13 protein-coding genes and 2 pseudogenes are annotated in these 16425 nt (G+C 69.8%); 5 read left to right on the top strand and 10 right to left on the bottom strand.

From position 1 onward, the window contains the following. Positions 1–455: 455 nt before the first annotated feature. Together OG842_RS01570 and OG842_RS01565 are read right to left on the bottom strand one after the other, a co-directional pair. A pseudogene (locus OG842_RS01570) lies at positions 456–2795 on the bottom strand (ABC transporter permease). Continuing rightward, positions 2792–3529, bottom strand: coding sequence for an ABC transporter ATP-binding protein (locus OG842_RS01565; protein WP_266726740.1), 738 nt, complete (start codon positions 3527–3529; stop codon positions 2792–2794). Before OG842_RS01565 ends, OG842_RS01570 begins: the two are co-directional and overlap by 4 nt. 215 nt (positions 3530–3744) lie before the next feature. Here OG842_RS01565 and OG842_RS01560 point away from each other — a divergent pair, with 215 nt between their 5' ends. Next, positions 3745–5055, top strand: a complete 1311-nt coding sequence (locus OG842_RS01560) for a sensor histidine kinase (protein ID WP_266726738.1) — start codon at positions 3745–3747, stop codon at positions 5053–5055. Then, the gene (locus OG842_RS01555) at positions 5052–5750 is read left to right on the top strand and encodes a response regulator (protein WP_266726736.1); all 699 of its coding nucleotides are present in this window, start codon (positions 5052–5054) and stop codon (positions 5748–5750) included. The genes OG842_RS01560 and OG842_RS01555 overlap by 4 nt, the downstream gene beginning before the upstream one ends. 235 nt (positions 5751–5985) lie before the next feature. Here OG842_RS01555 and OG842_RS01550 read toward each other — a convergent pair whose 3' ends face one another. Next, positions 5986–7248, bottom strand: coding sequence for an IS701 family transposase (locus OG842_RS01550; protein WP_443063949.1), 1263 nt, complete (start codon positions 7246–7248; stop codon positions 5986–5988). Between the two features lie 309 nt (positions 7249–7557). Then, positions 7558–8167, bottom strand: a pseudogene (locus OG842_RS01545) (ATP-binding cassette domain-containing protein); the annotation flags it as partial. A gap of 195 nt (positions 8168–8362) precedes the next feature. Here OG842_RS01545 and OG842_RS01540 point away from each other — a divergent pair. After that, complete coding sequence (locus tag OG842_RS01540; RefSeq protein WP_266726735.1) at positions 8363–8893, top strand: DUF7134 domain-containing protein; 531 nt, start codon at positions 8363–8365, stop codon at positions 8891–8893. 16 nt (positions 8894–8909) lie between these two features. Then, positions 8910–9233: a histidine kinase dimerization/phosphoacceptor domain-containing protein gene (locus OG842_RS01535; protein WP_266726733.1), complete on the top strand. Its 324-nt coding sequence runs from the start codon at positions 8910–8912 to the stop codon at positions 9231–9233. Positions 9234–9531: 298 nt separating this feature from the next. Here OG842_RS01535 and OG842_RS01530 read toward each other — a convergent pair whose 3' ends face one another. The 6 genes from OG842_RS01530 to OG842_RS01505 form a co-directional block, all read right to left on the bottom strand. Beyond that, positions 9532–9660 carry a hypothetical protein gene (locus OG842_RS01530; RefSeq protein ID WP_266726731.1) on the bottom strand — a complete coding sequence of 43 codons (129 nt, stop codon included), beginning with the start codon at positions 9658–9660 and terminating at the stop codon, positions 9532–9534. Next, a complete protein-coding gene (locus OG842_RS01525) occupies positions 9657–11297 on the bottom strand; it encodes an ADP-ribosyltransferase domain-containing protein (protein WP_266726729.1) in 1641 nt (546 codons plus the stop codon). Before OG842_RS01525 ends, OG842_RS01530 begins: the two co-directional genes overlap by 4 nt. 124 nt (positions 11298–11421) lie before the next feature. Continuing rightward, positions 11422–12090, bottom strand: coding sequence for a macro domain-containing protein (locus OG842_RS01520; protein WP_259933035.1), 669 nt, complete (start codon positions 12088–12090; stop codon positions 11422–11424). A 294-nt stretch (positions 12091–12384) separates the two neighbouring features. Further along, entirely contained in the window at positions 12385–12915 is a 531-nt protein-coding gene (locus OG842_RS01515) for a DUF6518 family protein (protein ID WP_266726728.1), read from the bottom strand. A gap of 200 nt (positions 12916–13115) precedes the next feature. Further along, a complete protein-coding gene (locus OG842_RS01510; RefSeq protein WP_266726727.1) occupies positions 13116–14222 on the bottom strand; it encodes a phosphotransferase family protein in 1107 nt (368 codons plus the stop codon). Positions 14223–14238: 16 nt separating this feature from the next. Further along, a complete protein-coding gene (locus tag OG842_RS01505) occupies positions 14239–15360 on the bottom strand; it encodes a hypothetical protein (protein WP_266726726.1) in 1122 nt (373 codons plus the stop codon). A 385-nt stretch (positions 15361–15745) separates the two neighbouring features. On the opposite strand from OG842_RS01505, the gene OG842_RS01500 reads away from it, so the two are divergent. Next, entirely contained in the window at positions 15746–16402 is a 657-nt protein-coding gene (locus tag OG842_RS01500; RefSeq protein WP_266726725.1) for a DUF5701 family protein, read from the top strand. Positions 16403–16425 lie beyond the last annotated feature (23 nt).

The raw sequence follows: 16425 nt of genomic DNA, 5'->3' as shown, positions 1-16425 counted from the left end.
TGCGTTCGCTGCCGGCGAGGATCGCGGTGATCGCTCCCTGGCGGATCAACCGGGTCGGCCTTCCGATCCGGCCCGCGGTGCGCAGATGAAGGCAGGAGGTGCGGCGGGGGAAGGCCCCTACCCGGTGCGTGCGGAGAACGAGCGCGGCCTCCACTGCCGTGATCCGTACTTTGAACGGTTCGTGCTTCCCGAGCCCAGCCGGGATGGTGGCCGATGGGGGCCGGGGCCGTACCTCGGCGGGGCCCGCCAGGTACCAGTCGGCTGTGGGCGTGCGGGAGGAACCGCAGGGCGGATTCCAGACGGCAGCACGAGCCCGTCCCGCATGTCGATGACCAGCAGTGCGGGTTGCCCGGGACGTACGCCCGGCCACACCCGGTAACCGACCGATCTGCACAGCACCATGCGGTGCAGACCGGTCGGCACGAGTTCTGAACCCGACTTCTGAACCCGACCTCTTACTCGGTGCGCACAGCCGTGGCGGTTCGGGCCCTGGCGGCCCAGCCGGCGGGCAGCAGCGCACCCAGGGTGGCGATGAGCAGGCCGCCGAGCGCGAGCGGGAGCAGCTCGGCCGCGTGGTAGACGGCGATGACGGACGCGGGGAAGCGGAGCCCCGCTCTGTCACCCATCGCGGGGATGACCCAACTGTGCAGGACCACGCCGAGCGGCACGCCCAGAGCGCCCGCGACCAGTCCGGTCACGACGACCGAGGTGATGACCATGGCGATGGTCTGCCGGGGGGTCATGCCGAGCGCCTTGTGGACACCGATCTCCCGGACGCGCTCGCGGGTATCGAGCAGCACGCCGTTCAGCACGCCGAGCGCGGCGATGGCGACGAGCATCAGCGTGAGGATCACGGACAGCGTGCTGAGTGTGACGACCATGTCGCCGCCGGCGTGGAGACCGCCGGTCCGAGCGGTGGCTCCCAGCGGTTCCAGGTGCCTGTTCAGCCCGTCGACGTAGCCGGGCACGTCGGTGCCTGACATGACCGCGATGTGATGGCTCGTCTCCGTCAGATCGGGATGCGCGGCCGCGAGGTTCGAGGCGTCGGTGAAGACCTGCATGCCGTCGTTACGGGGGTCGAGGACCTCACCGACGATCCGGACCGTGACCGGCTCGGCCAGGCCGTTCAGCGTGACGGAATCGCCGATGCGGGTGCCGGTGGCGGCCAGAAGAGGGGTCGGGACCACGGCCTCGCCGGGCCTGTCGATCCAGCGGCCCGAGACCATTGTGTAGCCGCCCCAGGAAGCGTCGCCGGTGAAGGCGATCACGTCGATGGTGCCGGTCAGACCGGACACGGTCGCCCGTACCGTCGCCGCGCTGTAGTACTTCCCGGTTCCGGCGGTGGCCCCGATGGTCGCGGCGACCGCAGCGGGATCGGCCTTGGGCTGCTTCCCGGCACCAGGGCCTTGAGGTCCGAAGTCCGGCAGGGGCGCGGGCACGACGACATCGGCGGCGTCGTGGGCCTTGGCCTCCATCACCTGGCTGAGCGAGGCGCCCATTCCCACGGTGAACGTGACGGCGATGGTGCCGAACAGGATCGCGGTGCCCATGGCCAGCGCACGGGCGGGCCGCGCGAAGGGCCGGGCCAGGCCCAGGGCGACCGGCTGCGGCAACAGCAGCCAGGCGGGCCGCCCACCGGCCGTGCCCCGCCGAAGCGGTACGCCCGACGGCGAGCGCATCGACCGTACGCAGCCGGCCCGCTCGCCGGGCACTCGCCCACGCGGTCGCCGACATCAGGCCGAGCGCCCCGGCAATCACCACCAGGTCGACCCAGGGGACGACGGTCAGGGACGAGGTGCCGTAGACCTCCCCGGTCTCGGCCAGTACGGGGACGGCGAGCAGGTGGCCGGCGAGGACGCCGAGGGCCGTGCCGACAGCCGCCGGGATCAGCGCCTGGCCCACGTAGGCCCGCACGACCTGGGCAGGGGTGAAGCCGACGGCCTTGAGGATGCCGATGCGGCGCGTTCCCGTGCCCACGGCCGACGCGACGACGTTGCCGACGATGAGCACCGACATGACCAGGCCCAGGGCACCGAACGCGATGAGGAACGGGACATAGAGGGCGGTGTCGCGCTCGGCACTCTTCTGGACCGTGAGCCAGGACTGTTCGCCGACGACCGCTCGATGCGGCAGGGGTCGCGTCACGGCCCTGCCGCCCGCGGTGATCTGCGCGGCTGTGCCCGCATCGGTGAAGCGGTAGAGCATCTGATAGCCGCCGCTGCCGGGCGCGGTGAGCGCCGGCATCCGGGCCGGAACCACCCAGGCGTCAGCGGTCTGCGTGACCGAGCGGGCCACACCGACCACCGTCAGCGTCGGAAGGCCGGACGGCTGGGAGAAAGCGAGTTGCATGCCCATGGTCGGGATGAGCGAGGAGTCGGCGGACAGCACGATCTCGCCGGAGTGTGTGGGCCACCGTCCTTCGAGCAGTGCCACCTCGTCCACATCCTGGCCGGGATCGCCCCGCCCGACCACGGTCATCGGCCACCCGGGCTCGCCCCGTCCGACCGCGGGGTGACCATCGCCGTACGGAACGGCCCGGCCGCACTGCTCACCTCCTCGGCATGTCCGGACTTCGACAGCTGCCCGGCACCCACCTCGCCCGCGTCGAACTGCACGGACAGATGCGCCCCGTGCCGCTCGGCAAAGGCGTCGTCGAAGGGCGCGCCGGACACCACGAGCAGCGAGCCGCCGAGGACGGAGGCGGCCACCGCCATCATCGTGGCGAGCCCGATCGCCAGCGTCTGCACCCGGCGTCGCCCCACCCCAGAGCGCACCACCTTGCCGAGCACGCTCATCGGACGGCTTCCGAGGTGGTGGCTTCCGAGGTGGTGGCTCCTGTGGCGGCGGCCCGGAACCGGATGTCTTCGGTGATCCGGCCGTCGGCGATCCGGACTGTACGGTTCGTGCATGACCGGGCCAGAGCCAGGTCGTGGGTGACCACGACGACGGTCTGGCCCTCCGCATTGAGGTCGGTGAGCAGCCTGCTGACGTCTTCTCCGGCGGCCGTGTCCAGGGCCCCGGTCGGCTCGTCGGCCAGGAGCAGCGCCGGCCGGTTCATCAACGCGCGGGCCACTGCGACGCGCTGCCGCTCGCCGCCCGACAGCCGCCCCGGGTAGGTGCGGGCGTGCCGGTCGATGCCCAGCAGCTGAAGGAGTTCCGCCGCCCGGCTGCCTGCCGCGCCGCGTGTCATACCCGCCAGGCGCGCGGGCAGTCCGATGTTGTCGGCGACGGTCAGATCGTCGAGCAGGTTGAAGAACTGGAAGACCATCCCGATTCTGGACCGCCGGTAGAGCGCCGATCCGGCCTCGCTCAACTGGTCCACCCGCACGCCATCCACAGTGACGGTCCCCGTGTCGGGCCGGTCCAGGCCCGCGATCAGATTGAGCAGCGTGGACTTGCCACTGCCGGAAGGGCCCAGGATCGCTACGGCCTCTCCGGGCTGCACAGTCAGCGACGCCCCGTGCAGAGCAGGCGGACCGTCGTCGTATCGGCGGTTCACCCAGCGCAGTTCGATCACCGGCATGGTCACGAAAGGCTCCTTGGATACGGGAAGTTGGCTGCGTGAACGCTAAGAGCGAGCCGGGCTTGCACGCGTCGCCCGCCCGAACCCATTGCGGTACCACGTCGGGATGAGCCCGCAAAAGCGTCGTCCCTGCGATGTAGGCAGGTGATGTATCCGGGGCTGTGGCAATGACCACCAGGACGGACTCCGCGGGTCCACGCCGCGGCGACAATGAACCGGTGATGAACGTACGCACCGAGGTGGAGCAGCTGCGGGATCTCGCCCGCCGCACTCTCCGCGACGCCAGGCTTCCGAGCGGTCCACCGCTGCGCCCCACCCGGCGCGCCTGGCAGTTCGACGTGCTGGTGGCACTGGCACTTGGAATCACCACCATCTACTACGGCATCGACAACGCCGGCAACATCGTGGTGCGCGAGATCGCACCCGGCGTGGAGCGCGTCGTGCCTCGCCTGTCCGGCCTCGGCGGCATGGCCTTCATGGTGACCCTCGCGAGCATCGCCTCGGGTGCCCTGGCACTGCGCCGCCGCTACCCGCTCGCCGTGCTGTGCATCGTGACCGCCGCGACACTGGCGACACCGCAAAGCGTCCTGCGGCTGACCTTCTACGCGTTCGTCATCGCCGTCTACAGCGCCGCCGTTTACAGCCCGTACAGGGCGGCGACCCTGGCGGCGCTGCCGGTGTCGACCGTCCTGGTCGGCACCGCGGGGAACTCGGTGACACCGATCGTCCCCAACGAGTACATCGCTTTGCTGATCCTGGCCCCGATGGCCGTTGCCGCCGTCGGCCTGCGTACCTGGAAACTCCGAACCGACGAGGGCCGCAGCCGGCTCACCGCCCTGGAACACGAACAGACTGAGGCGCTGCGCCGGGCCGTCGAGCACGAACGGGCCAGGATCGCCCGCGAACTGCACGACGTCGTCACGCACAACGTCAGCGTGATGGTCATCCAGGCGGGCGCCGCCCGAACGATCATGAAAACCTCACCCGAGCAGGCCGCCGAGGCGCTGCTCGCCGTCGAAGCGGGCGGCCGGGCGGCCATGATCGAGCTACGCCACGTCATGGGACTGCTCACCATGGCCGACGAGGACGAGGAACCGGACACAGGCGCAGACCTGGCGGGCACGGCGGCGGAGCTGACCCCGCAGCCCGGCCTGGATCAGCTGGAGACGCTGGTCGGACGGGTCCGGGACACCGGACTGCCCGTCGACCTGACCGTGACCGGCCCGCCCCGTTCCCTCCCGCCCGGCCTCGAACTTGCCGCCTACCGCGTCGTCCAGGAAGCCCTCACCAACACCGTGAAGCACGCTTCCGGCGCCACCGCCGCCGTGACCGTCGAGTACCGCCCGGAACAGCTCCGGGTGGAAGTCACCGACGCCGGGGGACACCCGGGCGAGAGTGCGAACGCCGGAAGCGGCCAGGGCCTGATCGGCCTCCGCGAGCGTCTCGCTGTCTACGACGGAACCCTGAACACCGGCCGACGCCTGACCGGCGGTTACCGTGTGGAGGCCCTGCTCCCCTTGGAGACACTGTGACCGATCCGCTGCGTGTGCTCCTCGCCGACGATCAGACGCTGGTCCGTACGGGATTCCGGTTGATCCTCGGCGCCGCCGGCTTCGACGTCGTTGCCGAGGCGACCAACGGAACCGAAGCGGTCGAAGCGGTCCGCCGCACACGTCCCGACGTGGTCCTGACGGATATCCGGATGCCCGAGATGGACGGCCTGGAAGCCACCCGCCGCATCCTCACCGACGCCACTGACGAACCCCGCGTGATCATCCTGACCACCTTCGCCCTCGACCGGTACGTCTACGCGGCGTTGTCCGCCGGGGCCAGCGGCTTCCTCCTGAAGGATGTCACCCCCGAGCAACTGACCGCCGCTGTTCGCACGGTCCGCGCCGGCGACGCTCTCCTCGCGCCCACCATCACCCGCCGCCTCGTGCAACGGTTCACTCAGCGCGGCAGTGACACCGCCGCCCTCCACCGCGACCTCGCCTCACTCACCCCGCGCGAACTGGAGGTCTTCGGCCTGCTGGCCCGAGGACTGAGCAACGCCGAACTCGCCACCCGCCTCCACCTCGCCGAGGCGACCGTCAAGACGCACGTGGCCCGTATCCTCGCCAAGCTCGGACTCCGCGACCGTGTCCAGGCCGTCATCGTCGCCTACGAGACAGGACTGGTCAGCGCCGGCGCCCGCGAGGCCGCACAACAGTCCACCGAGCAGACGTAGACCCGAAGCCGAGAATATTGGATCAGCGCCCCACGAGCCACTGGCGCCCCGCAAGCGAGCAGAACTTCGCGGTGAATCCTGAGCGAGTGAGTGCGTGAGTCCGTCGAGAACCTAGTAGGGCTTTGTTAGGTCCTGTGGTGTGGTTCTGGTGTTGGTGCGGGTTGGCCGCATATCGAGCAGGCGCCGGTCCAGGTGGCCAGGAGGGCCTGAAGCGCGCGGAGGACCGCGTAGAGGGTCAGGCCGGCGCAGGCGCTTTTGGGTCGAGCCTGAGCATGGTGCAGAACGCCTGGGCGAGGGAGGCGAGGGTGACGTGGCGGTGCCAGCCGGGGAAGTTGCGGCCCTCGAAGTGGTCCAGGCCCAGACCGTCCTTGAGCTCGCGGTAGTCGTGTTCAACGCGCCAGCGGATCTTGGCGATGCGGACCAGTTCGCGCAGCGGGGTCTCGGCAGGCAGGGTGGAGAGCCAGTAGTCGGTGGGCTCGGCGGCGCCGGGCGGCCATTCGGCCAGCAGCCAGCACTCGGGCAGGGAGCCGTCGACGGCGCGGCGGATCGTCCGGTTTGCGGGTCGGACCCGCAGTGCCAGGAACCGCGAGCGCATCTCGGCGCGGGGATTGTGCTTCGTGGTCTTGCTTCCCTGGCGCCAGGTCACGGTTCGTGCCGCCGATCGCCCTGTGTCCAGGACGAGTTGGCGCAGAGTGCTGTGCTGACCGGGGTAGGCCGGTCCGGGCGGGCGGCCCTGGCCGCTGTAGGGCGGGCGCTCGGGGACGGCGTCGCCCGGGTAGGCGGTGGTGGTGCCCTTGACCGCGACGGCGTAGGCCAGGTCGCGCTCGGTCAGGCCCTCGCGGAAGCCGGTCGCGTCGCCGTATCCGGCGTCGGCGACCACCGGCAGGTCAGGAAGTTCCCAGCCCTCGCGGACCTCGTCGAGCATGTCCAGGGCCAGGCGCCACTTCTCCCTGTGCCGCTCGCTGTCGGGGATGGCCGCCTTGGCGCGTCGGCGCTGGATCGCCCCGGTCAGCAGCGCATCGCCGGTGTTCTTGGTGTCGTCCCAGCTCTCGGGCAGAAACAGGCGCCAGTTGACCGCCGAGGAAGCGTGGTCGCTGACCAGATTGACGCTGACGCCGATCTGGCAGTTGCCGCGCTTTCCCAGCGCACCGCAGTACATCCGCGCCACACCCGGTGAGTCGTAGCCGTCCTTGGGAAAGCCCACATCGTCGATCGCGTACGCCTCCGGCGAGATGTGAGCGGCAGCCCAACGAGCCAGCCGCTCACGGACCTTGGCCCAGTCCCAGGTCGAGGAGGCCACGAACTGCTGGAGCTGCTGGTGGTCCACGCCCAGGCGCTCGGCCATCGGCTGCATCGACTTGCGCTTGCCGTCCAGCATCAGCCCGCGCAGGTACAGCTCGCCCTTGGCTCGCTGATCCCGCCGGGCCAGAGAACCGAGCATCTCCGCCGCGAACGCCTCCAAGCGTGTGCGGACCGTGTCCATCTCCTCGGGCGTCACACCTGAAAGAACATCACAACCTATCTGGAGATGATCAATCGGGGTACCTAACAAAGCCCTACTAGGGGCAGAGGCACTGCCAGTGTCGGGCGGAGGGGCAGCAGTCGGAAGCTGATGCTGCTTCGGCAGGGTCAGGGACGCCCGCGATCAGCATTTCCGCTATCGGGCCCAGCTGCCCTTGTTGTGCCTACCTCGCCGGCGTCGGATGACGTCGCCAAGAGCGCCGTCCCTGCCGTCCTCGCCGACCGGATCCGTTCCGTCGGCGAACAGTTCGATGCCCTGATCCGGGCAGGCAAACCGATGGCCGCCCCGGCCGCGGCCGATCAGGACCAGGTGGTCGACGATGAGTGCCGCCTCGCTCATCAGGTGACTGGAGATCAGGACGGTGCGCCCCTCGGCCGTCAGGCCCCAGTGAGGGCGCCGGATCCACAGGACGCCCTCCGGATCGATCCCGTTGACCAGCTCGTCGAGCACCACGACGGCCGGATCGCCGAGCAACGCCGCAGCGACTCCCAGCCGTTGGGCCATACCCAGCGACAACGTCCCCATCCGTCGGCGCGGCGCCCGCCAGCACGGCCGGCTCGATCACCTCATGCACACGGCGTGCCAGGATCCGGTTGCTCCGGGCCAGGCACCGCAGATGGTTCAGTGCGGTCCGGCCGGGGTGCACGGCCCCGGTGTCGAGCAGAGCGCCCACCCGACGCAGCGCATCGCGCAACTGTCGGTACGGTGCGCCGTCGATTCGCACCTGGCCGGCGGACGGCCGGTCCAAGCCCAGCATCATGCCCATCGTGGTGGACTTTCCGGCGCCGTTGGGGCCCAGGAAACCGGTCACCCGGCCGGGCCGTACCCGGAAGCTGAGCCCGTCCACCGCCGTGGTGTGCCCGTAGCGCTTGGCCAGGTCGGTCACCTCGATCACGTCGGCGATGTTCCGGACGACAGGCCCCGCCGCATCCGGCCCGGGACCTACTGGCCTCCTCCACCCACGGGTGGAGGAGGCCAGCACAGGAGCCTGTGTCTCCGCCCCTGGGAGGAGCGCCAGGTTCAACTGCCGGACAGAGATGGCGGGCCCTGCGCCTGAATAGGTCGAGAGGCGCGAGCAATTACTACTGAGGTGGACCCGGACCACCATCCGATCCCGGCCAGGCGGCTGATCCGACGCCAACACCTCGCTCTGGACTGCGCGTTCGTATTCGTCTATGCGGCCACACTGTTACTGACCGCCTCGACGGCCGTTGCGCCATCGTCCACGGCACTCTCCCCGGCCCCGGTGCCGTGGGAGCGGCTCGTCCTCATCGCGGTGGTCGGCGCGCCCGTCGCCGTACGGCGGATCTGGCCGTTGCCCGTGCTCGTGTTCGTGCTGGCGGTGACCGTCGTCGCCGTAGCACGGGACGCCACCTGGGACCCGTTCCTGGCGGCGGCGTTCGCCATGTACATCGTCGCCCTCACGGTGCCGTCACACGGTTGGTGGCAGCGGTGGCTGCCCGGACCGGCGCTGGCGGCCCTGTCCCTGGCCGGTTCCGCCGGAGCTGACGCACGCGGGCGACACGTACTGGTGGCGCGGCGACCCGGGGCTGCTACTGCTCGGCTTCACCGCGTTGCTCGGTGCATGGCAGCTGGGACGGGCCGCGCGGCAGAGATGTGAGTTCGCCATCCGAGCGGTGGAGCAGCTCGCGCAGCGAGCCGTCACGGAGGAACGTCTGCGGGTCGGCCGCGAACTGCACGACGTCGTCACCCACAGCATGGGCCTGATCGCGGTCAAGGCCGGTGTCGCCGACCATGTCCTGCACGTCGGACCGCAGGAGGCGCACGACGCGGTGCAGCTCACCGAACGTACGAGCTGCACCGCATTGAACGACATGCGCCGGATGCTCGGTGTGCTGCGCACCCCCGAGGGCAAGCAGCAGTCGGCCTCTCTCAGCCCGGTCCCCGGCGCTGTCGCGCTTCCTGAACCCGTCGGACATGCAGGCCCACCCGCCGGGTGAGTTCCTCCTACGCCATTTGCCGACGTGACAGTGCCCGCCTTCGGTGAGAGGCCGTGGGTGGTGAGGTCGCGGAGCACGCCGGCGTCGGTGACCTGTGCGGGGCAGGGACGGGTTCGACGGATGCAGACCCATGACGCACATGTTCTGACAAGCCGTCAGTCGCTCCGTGCCCCCTTCCGGGGATGTGGAACGCCGTCGGCCCATCGGGTACTGCTTCGCGGCCACATCCGGAAGCGGTACTCCGCCTGTGGGCCCGTACGCCACCGTGTACGGGCCCACAGGCCTGTTCCGGTTACCCCTACCGTCTGCGCAGCACGCCGCCTGCCGCGATGTCACGCCGGATATCGAGGAAGTCGGCGTCGGCGAGGTTCATGTCCGTCGCGAACGAGAGCGGCAGCCCGGGAGTATGCCGGGCCGGGGGCGTCACGACACCAGGCCGGCCCCCTCCAGCTCGGTCAGCCGTACGGTGCACAGACCCCCACGCTCGGCCTTCACCTCCGTCACCTTCAGCTGCGTCCCCGGCGCGAGGATGTACTCCTCCTCACCCGTGAACGCGGAGAACCGCCGGATCCCCACCGCCCGCGCGGGTGTCACCTCGAAGAGTGTCCGCCGGCCACGCCCACCGAGGAACGCGCGGGCCACACCCAGCTCGGACGTGCACGACGACACGCCCCACCACGTCACCGTCCGCCCCAGCGGGTACTGGGACCGCAGATCCAGCGCCACACCACGCCACAGCGGCCGCGTCTGCGCCGGCAACGCCTCCATCGCCGAGAACAGCAACCGCAGGTACGGGAGGTACGGCACCACGCGCTCGCGGTCCGACGAGCGCAGCACGGCGTTGATCTCGCGGTAGAAGCCCGACTCGCACGTGTACAGGTAGAGGGCCGAGATCGCGTCGGCCGACAAGGCGCCCGCGGACGGCGCCTCCGCGGCCTTCGTCTCCCCGAAACGGCTCGACAGATCGATGTGCCGGTCCAGGTACGCGAGCACCCGCGAGACCGGCTCGACGGCCTTCCGGAAGTCCATCAGCGGCGTGTCGAACACCCCGGTGACGGGAGGCAGGACGAGGCCCTCGTCCTTGACGCTGGTGAGCCGTTCCAGATACAGCTGGTGCAACTCCATCGTGGACGCGATGAACGCCCCCATCCGCTGCGCGACACCACCGTCCGCCGGCTCGCCGGCCCCGCCCGTCCCCTGGTCCCAGCCCTTCTGCGGCAGCCAGTCGACCGGCTCGGCCCCCACCGCTGCCAAGGCGTCGTTCACCTGGGCGAAGTGGTCGCCCTCGCAGAACAGATCCCCCTGCGCGGCCGGATTGGCGTGGTCCAGGTGACGGACCTGCACCCCCGGGTACTTCTTCTCCAGCCGCTGGACGACCCTCTTCAGACTCCGGGCGTGCGCGCCCCACCAGGCGAACACGACCCCCCGGTCGTCCTCCTCCACCGCGTCCTGCTTCGCCCGGAGGATCTCCTCTACGATCTGCTCGGCCACGGGCCGCCAGAACGACGTGTGCCGATCGGTCGCCATCGCCCCGTCCGCGCTCGCCGTGAGGGACGCGTTCAGCAGCAGCACACCCTGGGTGAGCATCGCCTGGAACCACTCGGGCGGCTGAACCGTGCCCTCCTTCTTCAGCAGGGCGCGGACATCGGCGATCGGGGTCTTCTTGACGATGCCGTACTTCCACATCGCGGCCGCTTTTATGAGGCAGCGGATGCTTACGACCCGGCCGAACTGGCTGTCCTTCCAGTCGTTGAAGGTGTTGTCGAACATCGCGATGCCGGTCGCGCTCTCCGCCCGCGGATAGGGGTTCTGTCCGAAGACGACCACCTTCCACTTCTCCGGCGGATGCGGCTTCAACGCCTGGAACGTCAGCTCGCGCACCGGAACGACCTCCGGGCTGCGCTTCGGGCCGATGAAGTCGGCGGCTCCCGGCTGCGCCTCGATCAACGGTCCGAGCAGCGGCAGCCACGGCTCGCCGCCACCGGTGAACAGGTCGGCCAGTCCCAGCGGATCCCCGGCCGGGGATCCGGCATCGCCCGCGGCCGTCACGTCGGCATCACTCATGAGGGTGCAACTCCCGATACTCGAACCGGACGCCTCCAAGGGCGACCCGGCATGCTGATCAGATGTGGCAGGGTCGTTGCCGGTGTCCGCGCCCTGGGCGGCACCGGCCTGCGAGGTACTCGGGTCAGTGACGAAAGGAAGGCCGCTGCGGCACGTTGATCCGGACCCGCCGTGCGGACCCCGCTCCCTCGATGTCGTCGAGCTGCCCCAGTACGGCGGCCCGCAACTCGTCGTAGTCCGCGAAACCGTGGTCGTGGAAGAGGGTGTAGCCCGTCCACATCAGGTTGGCGCATACCTTCGCGGGCACCTGACCGGTCTGCGCGCCCATCCCGACGAGGGCCACCGACCGGATGCTGCCCGGCTTCGCCCGGTTCTGCAGATGTACCGCCTGGAAGGCAGCCGCGCATGCGAGGGCCACGTTCATCGTGTCGCTGACGTTCTGTGACGACTGGCGCATGGTGGGCGTCGAGATCAGGTACCGGGGTACGTCCGCCCCGGACGGGACGCACACCGCGCTGCCCACCGGCAGCCGTCCGCCGAACCGGTCGCGGATCGCCCGCTGCACGCGCACCTGGATACCCGCACCGAGGTACCGCTTGACGACGGCGTCGACCCCACCGTCCATCCGGCCACGCTCGTTGGTGGGGGATACCCAGGCGTCGGCGTCCACATCAAGAAGGGACCCTCGCCTGATCCCGACCTCCGGCGTGTCCGCGAACGCGGACCGCCAGGCCGTCACCACCTCGTCGTTGACGTCGACCAGGACGACGCTCAACGCATGCCTGACACCCACGAATTCACCCCTCTCGCCCGTGATCTCGAACAGTTCCGAAGCTACCGCGCGCCACTGACAATGCCGTTCGACAGGGTCGTTCGAGCAGGGGAGCAAAAGAGCAGGGGGCGGGCGAGGGAAGACAGGCACACCGGACAAGTGAATGTGACGGGGCGTGGTGCCGGCCACCGGGCACTCCTCCTGCGGAGCCGCCGGGACGATCCCGCCGCCAGACGCTTCTTCCGCCGCCCGATGCAGAAGCCTTCGCTGCTCCGCCGGCGCAGCCCAGCAACCCCGGCCGCGTTCAGCGGCATCTCACCCCCACTTCCGCCCCTGCCGCCACCTGATGACAGCCCCCGACCACCGAGCCGAGATGACCCGTCCGCTTCGCCGTCCGGGACCAGACCACCAGCGCGCTTGTCTCTCGGCCCGGAAACGGCAGCCAGCGCAGCCGGCACCGAGCACAGCGGCCGTCCGGACGATGACCTCGGCGAGAACGATCGCCGGGGTAAAGGTGAGGTGCGGCCGAGGCGGCAGCACGACCATCTGTACGGCAGCGCCCACCGGAACCACCAACGCTGCAAGCAAGCCGACCGATCCAGGCTGCCTGTTGGCCGCACCCACCACACCAAGGACCAGCCCGAACGGCACACCCACCACCAACCAGCTGACCATATCCGTGTCGGCCCCCGAGACGAAGGAATCCGTCACGTAGTACGCCACCGTGGCAGCGACCAGCGCCAGGGCCCCGACCAGCGCACCCCGGACCCATGTACCGGCCAGCCAGCCCATCGCCACCGCCAGCGCGGCCCAGGACCAGCCTGCGTCCACCAGCAGGTTGAGCACCTTGACAGCCTTGGCTCAGACGGTGCCCGTGAGAGGCATTCCGAGCTCCACATATGGCGACGAAAGCGCGTTGACGAGTGAGGTGGCTGCCCCGAAGCCCACGCCGGCGGCGAGGCCTCCCACCGTGATTTTCATACCGCGAGGGTAACCAGTGCGCCTGGGCAAGGTATCCAGCGCGCCTGGGCACTGAATGATGCCCACTACCAGTAGCGGCCCTCCGTCATGGCCTCCAGCGCCGCCCGGTTCATGACCAGGTCATCGGTGGCGGCCGGCGCTGCGACCTCGCCGAAGTGGATCTGCCGGTAGCCGACCCGCAGCATCACGATCGCGTGCCGAAGGCAGGCGTAGAGCGTGTGGAAGTCCATGTCCCGCGGTGTGTACCCGGTGAGCTTCGCGTACCGCTCCTCCACGGCGGCCCGTTGGAAGAACCCCGGCAGTCCCTCCTGCCCCAGTGTGACTGTGAGGTCATGGAAGAAACGGTGCAGGTAGATCGCCCACGCGAGGTCCAGCTCCCGTGGTCCGAGGGCGGCCATCTCCCAGTCGAGGACGGCGGTGGGCTCGAAGCCGTCATAGATGATGTTGCCGATTCGCGCGTCGCCCCAGCTCACCACGGTCTCGCCCTCGTCGGCCGGCCACAGCTCCTCCAGCCGGGCGAAGGCGGCCTCGATGACGGGTGAGTGCGGACGGCCGTCTACGACCCAGCCGTAGTACGTCTGCAGGTCTTCTACATGCCGCCGCAACGGGCTGCCGCTTCCCCGCCCTGCGAGGAATCCCGCCTCCGACACCTGGTCATGCAGTCGCGCCAGGATGGAGACACTGGCGTGCTCCAGCTGTTCGCGCTCGGCGTCCGTGGCGGCGTGCAGCCAATTGCCCTCGTAGGTGTACGGCATGACGTCCGGCGGCACACGCCCCTCGACGCGCTCCATCACGAAGAACTCCGCGCCGAGGTGGGCGGGGTCGGTCTCCAGCCAGTGCACGGCGGGCACCGGCAGGTCGGTGTGCGCGGCGACGAGGCGCATCACCTTGTACTGGCGGGTCATGTCGTAGGCGGGGAAGACGGTGTACGCGTTCGGGTCCGCGGCCAGGCGCAGGACGCAGCGGCGGACGGGGGGCGGCGCGACGGCATCGTCCTGCTCGATGTCGAAGAGCAGGGTCTCGCTCGACATGCCGTTGGAGTCCGGCACGGTGACGGCCGTCGGGCGGGCTCCGGGGTGGACGGCGGTCAGCCAGGCTGCGAGCCGGCGGGCGAGTTCCTCCGGGTCGCGGGTGGTACGCCGGATCCGGGGTGCTTCGGGGTTTGCAGCCATACGAGTTCTCCGTACATCAGGGTGCCACCGAGTCGTAGCCGGTGAAGCCGCTCGGGTCGTGGCGGCCGAACGTGCCGTGCTCGAAGATCCCGTAGCCGGTGGCGCCGTCGAGGGTGAAGCGGGCGGCGTGTTCAGTGACGCCGAATACGGCCATGGGGTGCGCAGACAGGTGGGCGAGGTCATAGCTCCGTCGGTCGATCCAGTCGCGGCCGTGCCACGTCCCGTGGCTCCAGTCGTCAGCGGGTGGGTAGCCTGCGCCGACGGCCAGCGGGGAGGAAATGAGGATCTCCGCAGTGAGCTCGATGTCCTTGCGATTGCGGTCGGCGAGATGAATGACCGCGCGCTCGGGGTGGCGGGTACCGGAGCGGTACGTGATGTCCGGCTGAGGCCAGCCCAGTTGGGTGTCGGGGCGGCCGCCGCGTACCTCGACGGCGTCGCTGAGGGTGCGGTAGCCGTCGGGCTCCTCCTGGACGATCACCATCAGGAACCGGTCGTCGAACCGGACGGGGCACCACAGCCAGTGGAAGCCCTCCGGGACGTGCTCCTGCCCCGCGCGTCCGCCGTTCTCGCCGGGGATGGGCCGCACGCCCCAACTACGGTCGCGTGTGCCGGTCCACTCGTCGGCGGTGACGGTGAACTCCTCGCCCTTCGCGCGGATCACGCCGGTCACCGTGCCGGCCTGAACGAAGCGGCGGCCTTCCAGAGTGAGGCGGTTGCCGCGGCGCATCGTGTGATGTGGCTCCCACAGAGGCTCGAAGGCCCCCTGCCAGCTGAGATCGTACGACAGGCCGTCGGGGTCGGCCGGGTCGGCGGCGCAGTGCAGCGTGAAGCGCTTCAGCGGCTCGTCGACGGTGATGCGGAGCGGGCCGACCTCCATCCGCATCCGGTCATCGGAGAGGGCGTCGGAGGCGCGGACGGCGAGGAGTTCGTCGCCCAGACGAAGCGTGGCGAAGGCGTCGATCACGCCGGTGTTGGGGTAGACGCCCAGGCCCAGGACGAGCAGGGCGCGGCCGGCGTGGTCGAAGACGTGGAAGATGCAGCGGTCGTAGGCGTTGCGGTCGCTGGTGGCGATGTACCGCATGGAGAGCGGCGCTTGGTGCACGGGGTATTCGTCGAGGGCTACGGGGCGTTCGGGCACGAGGGCCTCCGGCGGGGCTCAGCGGGGGCTTGCACGAAAGCTGACGATACGTCAGATCAATGGTCATGGCCAGGGGAGTTCGTCATGGTGAGCCGCCGAGACCTGGAAGCACGGCAACAGCACCCACCGCGGATCCAGTCGGGCCCGGGGGTACCGTGGCGCGGGTGGTCAAGGGGGCCGGAGACGATGACGCTCGAAGGCGGAGACCGCGGACTCGTTGGCCCTCGACCGCACCGAGGCGCTGGGATTCACCAGGCCAATGAAGTTGCGTTACACGATTCCGAGGGCTTCGCCTGTCGCGGCACCGCCGCGCAGGGAACACTCCGGTGGGTCGTCTCGTTCTGACCTCAGGACCACTGCCCCGAACGTGAACCGAAGGAGCGCCTTGTCCGACACCTCGTCCACCGTCTCCGCGTCCTCTCTCCCGCCGCTCGCCACCCAGGCAGAACGCCTGATCGAGCTCGGGGTGCACGAGCTTGCGCGGCTACCCGCCGACGACCTGCGCACCTTCGCCGAAAACGCCGGCCGCGGAGACGGCGGCGCCCTCCTCGCCGTCCACCCGGACCGCGCCCCCGCGTCTGCCCTGGCACCGCTGCTCCGCCGTGACGGCAAGCCCGGCTTCATCGTCACCGACATGCCCGACGTCGACCGGTTCGCCCCCTGCGCCGCCGAGCCGCCCGACGCTCCTCTCTACCTCATCGCCGACCTCGACCGCGGTGACCACATGGCCAATTGGAGCCCCGACGAGGCACTGCCCGCTCTCACCAAGGCGGACCGCACCCCGCTGCTGCTCACCGAAGGCATTCATTGGGTGCTCCAGCAGCCGGCGGCCCTTGAGCGCAACCGCTGTTTCATGACCATCGGCTCCCGGCTGCGCAAGGCCAACGGCACCCTGGACGCCCGCACCCCGGCGATCTGGATCAGCAACGGCACAGGGCGAGACGGCCGCGAGCGACGCAACGCCCCGAAGGTCGGCTGGTGTTGGTGGGGCAACCGCCACACCTGGCTGGGCTTTGCCTCAGCTACGAGCCGCAGAGGCTAGTAGTGCTTGGTCATGTGCGGTCT

Origin of the sequence: Streptomyces sp. NBC_00376 (assembly GCF_036077095.1) — a bacterium.
GTDB lineage: Bacteria > Actinomycetota > Actinomycetes > Streptomycetales > Streptomycetaceae > Streptomyces.
Note: the sequence above shows the minus strand (reverse complement) of the source record. Positions and strands in the feature narration are given on the sequence as shown.